The organism is Burkholderia sp. Se-20373 (assembly GCF_017104705.1).
Classification (GTDB): domain Bacteria; phylum Pseudomonadota; class Gammaproteobacteria; order Burkholderiales; family Burkholderiaceae; genus Burkholderia.
The window spans coordinates 1-647 of record NZ_JAAGPH010000385.1; the positions used below are offsets into that span (position 1 = coordinate 1).

At 73.0% G+C, this 647-nt stretch carries 1 protein-coding gene; it reads right to left on the reverse strand.

Translation table 11 applies throughout. The features are described 5' to 3' along the window. The coding region (locus G3N96_RS38905) for an AMP-binding protein (RefSeq protein WP_206140510.1) at nucleotides 1-647 on the reverse strand (647 nt) is incomplete at both ends.

The following is a 647-nucleotide window of genomic DNA, read 5'->3' on the forward strand; positions in this document are numbered from 1 at the left end:
CAGCGGCAGTCCGAACGGCACGCCGCTCGCCGGATCGCGCGCATCGGCGGCGATCGACGCCGTGTCGCAAGCGATCGCGCCGACGGTCGCTTCGGTCGGCCCGTAGTGGTTGATCACGCGGCAGGCCGGCGCCAGCGCGGCCAGGCGCGCGACGAGCGCCCAGGTGAGCGTTTCGCCGCCCGTCACGAGCGCGTGGCGCGGCAGCACGTCGGCCGGCTCACGTGCATCGAGCAGCGCCTGCAGGTGGCTCGGCACGATCTTCAGCACGCCGACGTCGCGGCGGCGCATTTCTTCGGCGAACAGGTCGGGATCGAACGCGCACGCAGCAGGCAGCAGGTGCAGCGTGCGGCCCGCGCACAGCGCACCGAACAGCGTCGTGTGGCCGAGGTCGGCCGCGACGGTCGACACCATCGCGAACGACGCATCCGGGGCGAACGCGAGTTCGTCGAGCATCCCCTGCGCGTAGTCGGCCAGCGCGCCGTGCGACACGACGACGCCCTTCGGCGTGCCGGTCGAGCCCGACGTATAGATCAGGTACGCGCCCTGTTCCGGATGCGGCGCGGTGCGCACGCCGGTTGCGTGGGCGAGCGTCACGTCCTGCGCGAGCGCGTCGACGTCGAGCGGCTGTGCGTCGATGCCGGCAGGCC